This window comes from Pseudomonas sp. HN2 (genome assembly GCF_020736465.1).
Taxonomy (GTDB): Bacteria; Pseudomonadota; Gammaproteobacteria; order Pseudomonadales; family Pseudomonadaceae; genus Aquipseudomonas; species Aquipseudomonas moraviensis_A.
Window position 1 is genome coordinate 119,993 of sequence record NZ_CP085885.1, and the last position, 10,008, is coordinate 130,000.

General features: G+C 58.1%; 7 protein-coding genes and 1 rRNA gene (1 of these 8 running past the window's edge). 3 read left to right on the plus strand and 5 right to left on the minus strand.

Annotation, left to right across the window (positions count from 1 at the left end; genetic code table 11):
- Positions 1-122 precede the first annotated feature (122 nt).
- The 5 genes from LIS66_RS00595 to LIS66_RS00615 all read right to left on the minus strand — a co-directional run bounded on the left by LIS66_RS00595 (position 123) and on the right by LIS66_RS00615 (position 6,055).
- The gene (locus LIS66_RS00595) at positions 123-1,616 is read right to left on the minus strand and encodes an acetyl-CoA hydrolase/transferase family protein (protein WP_227973402.1); all 1,494 of its coding nucleotides are present in this window, start codon (positions 1,614-1,616) and stop codon (positions 123-125) included.
- Between the two features lie 214 nt (positions 1,617-1,830).
- Positions 1,831-3,264 (minus strand): NAD(P)(+) transhydrogenase (Re/Si-specific) subunit beta, encoded by a 1,434-nt coding sequence (locus LIS66_RS00600; RefSeq protein WP_042608978.1) that lies wholly within the window; start codon positions 3,262-3,264, stop codon positions 1,831-1,833.
- Positions 3,264-3,584 carry an NAD(P) transhydrogenase subunit alpha gene (locus tag LIS66_RS00605; RefSeq protein WP_003220416.1) on the minus strand — a complete coding sequence of 107 codons (321 nt, stop codon included), beginning with the start codon at positions 3,582-3,584 and terminating at the stop codon, positions 3,264-3,266. Before LIS66_RS00605 ends, LIS66_RS00600 begins: the two co-directional genes overlap by 1 nt.
- A gap of 15 nt (positions 3,585-3,599) precedes the next feature.
- Complete coding sequence (locus LIS66_RS00610; RefSeq protein ID WP_042608977.1) at positions 3,600-4,721, minus strand: Re/Si-specific NAD(P)(+) transhydrogenase subunit alpha; 1,122 nt, start codon at positions 4,719-4,721, stop codon at positions 3,600-3,602.
- A 434-nt stretch (positions 4,722-5,155) separates the two neighbouring features.
- Positions 5,156-6,055: a LysR family transcriptional regulator gene (locus LIS66_RS00615; protein WP_042608976.1), complete on the minus strand. Its 900-nt coding sequence runs from the start codon at positions 6,053-6,055 to the stop codon at positions 5,156-5,158.
- A gap of 157 nt (positions 6,056-6,212) precedes the next feature.
- Here LIS66_RS00615 and LIS66_RS00620 point away from each other — a divergent pair, with 157 nt between their 5' ends.
- The 3 genes from LIS66_RS00620 to LIS66_RS00630 all read left to right on the plus strand — a co-directional run.
- Complete coding sequence (locus LIS66_RS00620) at positions 6,213-7,394, plus strand: acyl-CoA dehydrogenase (protein WP_024015035.1); 1,182 nt, start codon at positions 6,213-6,215, stop codon at positions 7,392-7,394.
- A 14-nt stretch (positions 7,395-7,408) separates the two neighbouring features.
- Positions 7,409-8,629 carry a CaiB/BaiF CoA transferase family protein gene (locus LIS66_RS00625; RefSeq protein WP_042608975.1) on the plus strand — a complete coding sequence of 407 codons (1,221 nt, stop codon included), beginning with the start codon at positions 7,409-7,411 and terminating at the stop codon, positions 8,627-8,629.
- A gap of 630 nt (positions 8,630-9,259) precedes the next feature.
- A 16S ribosomal RNA gene (locus tag LIS66_RS00630) occupies positions 9,260-10,008 on the plus strand (it continues 788 nt past the right edge of the window).

The window sequence follows — 10,008 nt, forward strand, 5'->3', positions numbered from 1 at the left end:
AGAGATCAGTAAGGATTTACTGTAGGAAAAGACCGGTACAGCAGTACAGTTTTTGGCGAGAAGGCGTCTTGTTGATAGCCACCGATGCAAATCGTATTTGCGCCAGTGGCTATCTGTACGAGTTACCCCGCAAGCATGCGCCCGGTTTCTTCCAGGTTCATATGCCAGCTCAGGGCTTCACGCAGAATATGCGGGGTATGACCGCCTACCGCGCAAGCCGCGGTGAAGTAATCATTCAGTGCCTGACGAAAGTCAGGGTGTACACAGTTGTCGATGATCACCCGCGCGCGCTCCCGTGGCGCCAGGCCGCGCAGGTCGGCCAACCCCACTTCGGTCACCAGAATGTCGACATCGTGCTCGGTATGGTCAACGTGGCTGACCATCGGCACCACGCTGGAAATCGCGCCACCCTTGGCAATCGACTTGGTCACGAACACTGCCAGATGCGCGTTGCGCGCGAAGTCGCCGGAGCCGCCGATGCCGTTCATCATCCGCGTGCCGCAGACATGAGTGGAGTTGACGTTGCCATAGATATCGAACTCCAGCGCGGTGTTGATGCCGATGATGCCCAGGCGCCGCACCACCTCCGGGTGATTGGAGATCTCCTGAGGCCGCAGGATCAGTTTGTCCTTGTACTTCTCCAGGTTGCCGAATACATCGCTGTTGCGCCGCTCGGACAGGGTGATCGAGCTGCCCGAAGCAAAGCTCAGCTTGCCGGCATCGATCAGGTCGAAGGTCGAATCCTGCAGCACTTCGGAGTACATGGTCAGGTCTTCGAACGGCGAGTCGATCAAGCCACACATCACCGCGTTGGCGATATTGCCGATCCCGGCCTGCAACGGGCCGAGCTTGTTGGTCATGCGCCCGGCAGCCACTTCCTGCTTGAAGAACGTGATCAGATGTTCAGCGATGGCATTGGTGTCGACGTCCGGTACCGACACCGTGGACGGCGAGTCCGACTGCTGAGTGATGACAATCGCAACGATCTTCTCTGGCGGAATCGGAATCGCCGTGCTGCCGATACGATCATCCACTTTCACCAGCGGGATTGGCGTCCGCGTCGGGCGGTACGTGGGGATATAGATGTCGTGCAGGCCCTCGAGGTTGGCGTTGTGCGCCAGGTTGATCTCGACGATTACCTTCTTGGCGAAAATCGCAAAGCTCGCCGAGTTGCCCACCGAAGTGGTCGGCACGATATGGCCTTGCTCGGTGATGGCGACTGCTTCGATGACGGCGATGTCCGGCAGCTTCAATTGCTGATTGCGCAACTGCTCCACGGTTTCGGAAAGATGCTGATCGATGAACATCACTTCGCCGGCGTTGATTGCCTTGCGCAATGTGCTGTCGACCTGAAACGGCATGCGCCGCGACAGCACGCCGGCCTCGGTCAATTGCTTGTCGAGGTCGTTGCCGAGGCTGGCGCCGGTCATCAGGCTGATTTTCAGCGGCGTGACCTTGGCGCGCTCGGCCAGTGCGTGGGGCACGGCCTTGGCTTCGCCGGCGCGGGTGAAACCGCTCATGCCGACGGTCATGCCGTCTTCAATCAGAGCAGCGGCGTCGGCAGCGCTCATCACTTTGTCCAACAACGAAGGCAGGCGAATACGGTCACGGTACATGGATAATTATCTCGGGCAACGAGTAGCAGGATGCGCAGTCTAGTGAATTTGGCCGGCGCCTGTCCCGCTACCAAGGTCGCAAACCAGGCCTCTATTTCGCGGGTTTCAAGTAAAACACCGTTACCGGATCTGCAACAACGCGGTAAATTGTCCGTCATCTGACGCAAACAAAAACGCCCCGACAAGTCGGGGCGTTCGTTATAGCAGCGGCGGGTTATTCGACTGCTTTGACCATGTCTTCGATGACTTTCTTCGCGTCGCCGAAGACCATCATGGTCTTGTCCAGATAGAACAGCTCGTTGTCCAGGCCGGCATAGCCGCTGGCCATCGAGCGCTTGTTGACGATGATGGTCTTGGCTTTGAACGCTTCGAGAATCGGCATCCCGGCAATCGGCGACTTCGGATCGTTCTTCGCGGCCGGGTTGACCACATCGTTCGCACCGAGCACCAGCACCACGTCGGCCTGGCCGAACTCAGAGTTGATGTCTTCCATCTCGAACACCTGGTCGTAAGGCACTTCGGCCTCGGCGAGCAGGACGTTCATGTGCCCCGGCATACGGCCGGCAACCGGGTGGATCGCATACTTCACGGTCACGCCACGGTGGGTCAGCTTCTCGGTCAGTTCCTTCAGCGCATGTTGAGCACGCGCTACCGCCAGACCGTAACCCGGCACGATGATCACAGTGTCGGCATTGGTCAGCAGGAAGGTTGCGTCATCAGCCGAACCGGATTTCACCGGGCGGGCTTCCTTCGCGCCGGCAGGACCAGCATCTGCCGTATTGCCGAAGCCGCCGAGCAGTACATTGAAGAAGGAACGGTTCATCGCCTTGCACATGATGTACGAGAGGATCGCACCGCTCGAACCCACCAGGGAGCCGGCAATGATCAGCATCGAGTTGTTCAGCGAGAAACCGATCCCCGCCGCCGCCCAGCCGGAATAGCTGTTGAGCATCGACACCACCACCGGCATGTCGGCGCCGCCGATCGGGATGATGATCAGCACGCCCATCACGAATGCGAGTGCCAGCATCAGTGCGAAGGCAGTGAGGCTGCCGGTGAGCATGAAGGTCAGACCGAGAACCAGCGTCGCCAGACCCAGCACCGCATTGAGCTTGTGCTGACCGGAGAACTGTACCGGTGCGCCCTGGAACAGGCGGAACTTGTATTTGCCCGACAGCTTGCCGAAGGCAATCACCGAACCGGAGAAGGTGATCGCGCCGATCGCAGCACCGAGGAACAGCTCCAGACGGTTGCCCGCCGGGATCGCATCGCCCAGCTGTTTAACAATACCCAACGACTGCGGCTCAACCACCGCCGCAATGGCAATGAACACCGCCGCGAGGCCGATCATGCTGTGCATGAACGCCACCAGTTCCGGCATCTTGGTCATTTCAACACGCTTGGCCATGATCGACCCGGCAGTGCCACCTACCAGCAAGCCGACGATGACGTAACCGATACCGGCCGTAGCCAGTTCAGCCCCGAGCTTATAGATGAGGCCGACGGTGGTCAGGATGGCCAACGCCATGCCGAGCATGCCGAACAGGTTGCCGCGTCGCGAGGTGGTCGGGTGCGACAGGCCTTTGAGGGCCTGGATAAAGCAGATCGACGCGATCAGGTAGAGCGTCGTGACGAGATTCATGCTCATTACTTCGGCGCCTCTTCTTTTGCTTTCGGGGCTTTCTTCTTGAACATCTCAAGCATGCGGCGGGTTACCAGGAAGCCACCGAAGACGTTGACCGCCGCCAGTGCCACGGCCAGCGTGCCCATGGTCTTGCCCAGCGGCGTTACGGTGAGTGCGGCGGCAAGCATGGCGCCGACAATCACGATCGCCGAGATTGCGTTGGTCACTGCCATCAATGGCGTGTGCAGCGCAGGCGTGACGTTCCAGACCACGTGGTAACCGACATAAATTGCCAGCACGAAGATGATCAGGTTGTAGATACCGGGGGAGATAAGCTCTTCCATCGTCTGAATCCCTGCTTAGGCGTTTTTGCGGATGACTTGGCCGTCGCGGCACATCAGGCACGCGGCGACGATGTCGTCTTCGAGGTTGACGTCGAACTGGCCTTCTTTGGTAAACACCAGCTTGAGGAAGTCCAGCAGGTTGCGTGCGTACAGCGCCGAAGCATCTGCAGCGACTTCACCGGCGAGGTTGGTCGGACCGACGATGGTTACACCGTTTTCCACAACGACCTGATCGGCCACGGTCAGCGGGCAGTTGCCACCCTGAGCGGCGGCAAGGTCGATGACCACCGAGCCCGGTCTCATCTGCGCCACGGTGTCCGCGCTCAACAGCGTCGGTGCCTTGCGGCCCGGAATCAGTGCGGTGGTGATGACGATATCGGCCTGCTTGGCGCGCTCATGCACGGCCTGCGCCTGACGCTGCATCCAGCTTGCCGGCATCGGCCGTGCGTAACCGCCGACACCGACGGCGCATTCGCGTTCTTCATCGGTCTCGTAAGGCACGTCGACGAACTTGGCGCCGAGGGATTCGATCTGTTCCTTCACCGCTGGGCGTACATCGGACGCTTCGATGACAGCACCGAGGCGTTTGGCCGTGGCAATCGCCTGCAATCCGGCCACGCCCGCGCCGAGAATCAACACACGTGCCGCTTTCACCGTACCCGCAGCGGTCATCAGCATTGGCATGAAGCGTGGGTAGTGGTGCGCGGCCAGCAATACCGCTTTGTAGCCGGCAATGTTTGCCTGCGACGACAACACATCGAGACTCTGCGCCCGCGAGGTGCGCGGCGCGGCTTCGAGGGCGAACGCGGTAATGCCGCACTCGGCCATTTTTGCGATGGTCTCGTTGTTGAACGGATTGAGCATGCCCACCAGCACCGTACCGCGCTTGATCAGCGTCAGTTCGGCATCGCTTGGCGCGACCACTTTGAGAATCAGCTCGGCGCCAAACGCGTCATTGGCGCTGCCAATGCTTGCGCCGGCCGCTTCATAGGCACTGTCGACGACACTGGCTTTGATGCCGGCGCCGCTTTGCACAGTGACCTTATGGCCTTGGCTGATCAGCTTCTTGATGGTTTCCGGGGTTGCAGCAACCCGTGTTTCACCGGTCTGGGTTTCGAGAGGAACACCAATGTGCACGTCAAATCTCCTGCGTGATCTTATTGAGTAAACCCATGCACTGCGGATGGTGCGACTGGGGCGGCCGATCAGCACGATCCCGCCGAATCAGGGCGGGGCGCGGCATTTTGCAGGCGAACTTTATGCCCTTCAAGGGATTATGACGGGTGACGGAAAATTAACTACAAGTCATGCCGTGACCGAATGTCGCAGATGGCCAGTTGAACCCCTTGCAGGCCGTGCCTTGCAAGGATTCTGGCTGAATTTGAAAAAAATTCGCCTCGGTGGCGTGAATAGGCAGTAATGAGTCGCCCGTAGAGGCTCAAAGCCACGTCGTTGGCAGCTTGTGGGACGTCTGTACGACTTTCGGATACAGTCTGCGAAAACGCGACAAATAGTTATATCTGTAGGGCTTTCGATTATCTGACTACGGGGTTAGGTATTTCCGAGAGCCTTTATTCTTCTAGGCTGTAGCTTCGCGCCTGGTTTACCAGCCAGTCGCGGAATGCCTTTAGCGATGCTGATTCGACCTTTCGCTCCGGAATCATCAGGTAATACGCCTTGATGCTGGGGAGCGCTTGAGGGTTGGCAACCACCAAACGTTTCTCGGCCAGCTCGCGCTGGATCAGAAACGGCGGAATCAGCGCGACGCCCATGTCGTGCATGGCTGCCTGGGCAAGCATGGAGAATAGCTCGTAGCGGGGACCTGTCATGTCGCGAGGGATATTCAACTGCTGCGAGTTGAACCACTGGCGCCAGGCGTAAGGTCGGGTGGTTTGCTGCAGCAGCGGTAGTTCAGCGATGGCTGCAGCTGTCATCTGCTTGCGATTGCCGAGCAGGGCGGGGCTGCACACCGGCATCGGATTCTCGCCCATCAACCTGTGGGATTCAGTACCCGACCAGTCGGCATCACCGAAGTAGATCGCGGCATCGAATTCGGTGTCGGCAAACAGGAACGGCCGGGTGCGGTTGGTCAGGTTGACGGTCACTTCCGGGTGCTTGAGCTGGAAATCCTTGAGGCGAGGCAGCAGCCATTGCGTGCCGAAGGTCGGGACGACGGCGAGCTCGATGACGTTGGTGCCTTGCTGGCCCATCACCGAGAGCGTGTCGCGCTCCACTGCGTCGAGCTGAGTCGCCACCCGGCGGCTGTAGGAAAGGCCCGCCTCAGTCAGTTTCACTCCACGTCGCGAGCGTCGGAACAGTTCCACGCTGAGGAAGTCTTCAAGGCTGGCGATCTGTCGGCAAATGGCGCCTTGGGTGAGGGAAAGCTCTTCCGCTGCGCGTGTAAAGCTCTCGTGGCGCGCGGCGGCTTCGAAACTGATCAGGGCAGTGGTGCTGGGTATCTTCCTGCGCATGTACGTCAACCTCACTAATGCGCCGCATAAATGGCATTTCGCGACGGTTCGGAGTGAGAAATTAGCACAACAGAATGCAAAATCCTCGTTTGCCGCGATGGCGAACCGCGCCTAGGATCAATGCCACGTTAATTCACCCGATTGCGAGGGCACACTCATGGGCGGTAAAGCTAGCTTCAACTGGATCGATCCCCTGCTGCTGGATCAACAGCTCACCGAAGAAGAGCGGATGATCCGCGACACCGCCGCGCAGTTCGCTCAGCAGAGCCTGGCGCCGCGTGTACTCGAAGCTTTCCGTCATGAGAAGACTGACCCTGCAATCTTTCGGGAGATGGGTGAAGTAGGCCTGCTCGGCGCGACCATTCCGGAGCAATACGGCGGCAGCGGTCTGAACTATGTCAGCTACGGCCTGATTGCCCGTGAGGTCGAGCGCGTCGACTCCGGCTATCGCTCGATGATGAGTGTGCAGTCCTCACTGGTGATGGTGCCGATCAACGAATTCGGTACCGAAGCACAGAAACAGAAGTACCTGCCGAAACTGGCTTCCGGCGAATGGATCGGTTGCTTTGGCCTGACCGAGCCGAACCACGGTTCTGATCCGGGCGCGATGATTAGCCGGGCGCGCAAGGTCGATGGTGGCTACAGCCTGACCGGCGCGAAAATGTGGATTACCAACAGCCCGATCGCCGACGTATTCGTGGTGTGGGCCAAGGACGACGCCGGCGACATTCGTGGCTTCGTTCTGGAGAAAGGCTGGAAAGGCCTGAGCGCTCCGGCGATTCACGGCAAGGTCGGCCTGCGCGCTTCCATCACCGGCGAGATCGTCATGGACAACGTGTTCGTGCCGGAAGAAAACATCTTCCCGGACGTCCGTGGTCTGAAAGGTCCATTCACTTGCCTCAACTCCGCACGCTACGGCATTTCCTGGGGCGCGCTGGGCGCCGCCGAGTTTTGCTGGCACACCGCGCGCCAATACACCCTGGACCGTCAGCAATTCGGCCGCCCATTGGCCGCGACGCAACTGGTGCAGAAGAAACTCGCCGACATGCAGACCGAGATCACTCTGGCGCTGCAAGGCTGCCTGCGACTGGGGCGGATGAAGGACGAAGGCACCGCCGCCGTTGAAATCACTTCGATCATGAAGCGCAACTCCTGCGGCAAGTCGCTGGATATCGCGCGGATGGCGCGCGACATGCTTGGTGGCAATGGCATTTCTGATGAATTCGGCGTGGCCCGTCACCTGGTCAATCTGGAAGTGGTGAATACCTATGAAGGTACCCACGACGTTCACGCGCTGATCCTCGGGCGTGCGCAAACCGGTCTGCAGGCGTTCTATTAACAGGAGGGCGGACCATGGGCGCGCTGTCGCATCTGCGAGTACTGGATTTATCGCGCGTGTTGGCCGGGCCGTGGGCCGGGCAGATACTCGCCGACCTCGGCGCCGAAGTCATCAAAGTCGAGCGCCCCGGTAATGGTGACGACACTCGGGCGTGGGGGCCGCCCTTCCTTAAAGACGCTTACGGCGAGAACACGTCGGAAGCGGCGTATTACCTGTCGGCCAACCGCAACAAGCAATCGGTCACCATCGACTTCACCCGGCCTGAAGGGCAGAAGCTGGTGCGCGACCTGGCGGCGAAGTCGGACATTCTGATCGAGAACTTCAAGGTTGGCGGTCTGGCGGCGTATGGTCTGGACTATGAGTCGCTGAAGGCACTCAACCCGAATCTGATCTATTGCTCCATCACCGGCTTCGGCCAGACCGGTCCTTACGCCAAGCGCGCAGGGTATGACTTCATGATCCAGGGCCTTGGCGGCTTGATGAGCCTGACCGGCCGCCCCGAAGGAGACGAAGGCGCCGGACCGGTGAAGGTGGGCGTGGCGCTGACGGATATCCTCACCGGGCTTTATTCGACCGTGGCGATTCTCGCAGCATTGGCTCATCGCGATCACGACGGTGGTGGCCAACACATCGATATGGCGTTGCTGGACGTGCAAGTTGCGTGTCTGGCCAATCAGGCTATGAATTACCTGACTACGGGCAATGCCCCAAAGCGGTTGGGCAATGCGCATCCCAACATCGTGCCTTATCAGGATTTTCCTACGGCGGATGGCGACTTCATCCTCACCGTGGGTAATGACGGGCAATTCCGCAAGTTCGCCGAAGTCGCTGGGCAACCGCAGTGGGCGGATGATCCTCGCTTCGCGACGAACAAACTGCGGGTGGCGAACCGCGCAGTGTTGATCCCCTTGATCCGCCAGGCGACGGTCTTCAAGACGACGGCCGAGTGGGTTGCTCAACTGGAACAGGCGGGCGTGCCTTGTGGGCCGATCAATGATCTGGCGCAGGTGTTCGAGGATGCGCAGGTGAAGGCGCGCGGACTGGCTATCGAGTTGCCGCATGCGCTGGCGGGCATGGTGCCGCAGGTAGCCAGTCCGATCCGGTTATCGGAGACGCCGGTCGAGTATCGGTATGCGCCTCCTTTATTAGGGGAACATACGCTGGAGGTTCTTCAGCGAGTGTTGGGGCTGGGGGCGGGTGCGGTGGCTGCACTTAAGGTAGAAGGAGTCCTCTGAGTCTTTCTTCTATATAGAGGGCACTGATTTCTCTTTCGATTGGCTGTTTTTTAGCCAATCTGCAAGTTGTTGAAAGAAAAGCGAAATTAACGGTTGACGGCAGATTCCAGAGGTCTATAATTCGCCCCACTTCCGGCGCAGTCGAAACGGAAAACTCCTTGAGATTCAAAGAGTTACGCAGTTTTCGACAGCGGCTTGCTTCAGATCATCGAAGCCTGGAAGAAGTTGAAAGAGCAGTGATGTTTGGCTCTTTTAACGGTTGATCTTCTCGGTCGAAAGCGGAGAAAAAGAGGTGTTGACAGCAGCGATTAACGCTGTAGAATTCGCCTCCCGCTAACGAGAGATCGGAAGCGCAAGTGGTTGAAGTTGTTGAAGAATTCTTCGAAAACTTCTGAAAATAATCACTTGACAGCAAATGAGGCTGCTGTAGAATGCGCGCCTCGGTTGAGACGAAAGATCTTAACCAACCGCTCTTTAACAACTGAATCAAGCAATTCGTGTGGGTGCTTGTGCAGTCAGACTGATAGTCAACAAGATTATCAGCATCACAAGTTACTCCGCGAGAAATCAAAGATGTAACCAACGATTGCTGAGCCAAGTTTAGGGTTTCTTAAAAACCCAAAGATGTTTGAACTGAAGAGTTTGATCATGGCTCAGATTGAACGCTGGCGGCAGGCCTAACACATGCAAGTCGAGCGGATGAAAGGAGCTTGCTCCTGGATTCAGCGGCGGACGGGTGAGTAATGCCTAGGAATCTGCCTGGTAGTGGGGGACAACGTTTCGAAAGGAACGCTAATACCGCATACGTCCTACGGGAGAAAGCAGGGGACCTTCGGGCCTTGCGCTATCAGATGAGCCTAGGTCGGATTAGCTAGTTGGTGAGGTAATGGCTCACCAAGGCGACGATCCGTAACTGGTCTGAGAGGATGATCAGTCACACTGGAACTGAGACACGGTCCAGACTCCTACGGGAGGCAGCAGTGGGGAATATTGGACAATGGGCGAAAGCCTGATCCAGCCATGCCGCGTGTGTGAAGAAGGTCTTCGGATTGTAAAGCACTTTAAGTTGGGAGGAAGGGTTGTAGATTAATACTCTGCAATTTTGACGTTACCGACAGAATAAGCACCGGCTAACTCTGTGCCAGCAGCCGCGGTAATACAGAGGGTGCAAGCGTTAATCGGAATTACTGGGCGTAAAGCGCGCGTAGGTGGTTTGTTAAGTTGGATGTGAAATCCCCGGGCTCAACCTGGGAACTGCATCCAAAACTGGCAAGCTAGAGTATGGTAGAGGGTGGTGGAATTTCCTGTGTAGCGGTGAAATGCGTAGATATAGGAAGGAACACCAGTGGCGAAGGCGACCACCTGGACTAATACTGACA

Coding starts and splice junctions, on each gene's coding strand:
- LIS66_RS00595 (WP_227973402.1), bottom strand. CDS start 1,616: ATGTACCGTGACCGTATTCGCCTGCCTTCGTTGTTGGACAAAGTGATG.
- LIS66_RS00600 (WP_042608978.1), bottom strand. CDS start 3,264: ATGAGCATGAATCTCGTCACGACGCTCTACCTGATCGCGTCGATCTGC.
- LIS66_RS00605 (WP_003220416.1), bottom strand. CDS start 3,584: ATGGAAGAGCTTATCTCCCCCGGTATCTACAACCTGATCATCTTCGTG.
- LIS66_RS00615 (WP_042608976.1), bottom strand. CDS start 6,055: ATGCGCAGGAAGATACCCAGCACCACTGCCCTGATCAGTTTCGAAGCC.
- LIS66_RS00620 (WP_024015035.1), top strand. CDS start 6,213: ATGGGCGGTAAAGCTAGCTTCAACTGGATCGATCCCCTGCTGCTGGAT.
- LIS66_RS00625 (WP_042608975.1), top strand. CDS start 7,409: ATGGGCGCGCTGTCGCATCTGCGAGTACTGGATTTATCGCGCGTGTTG.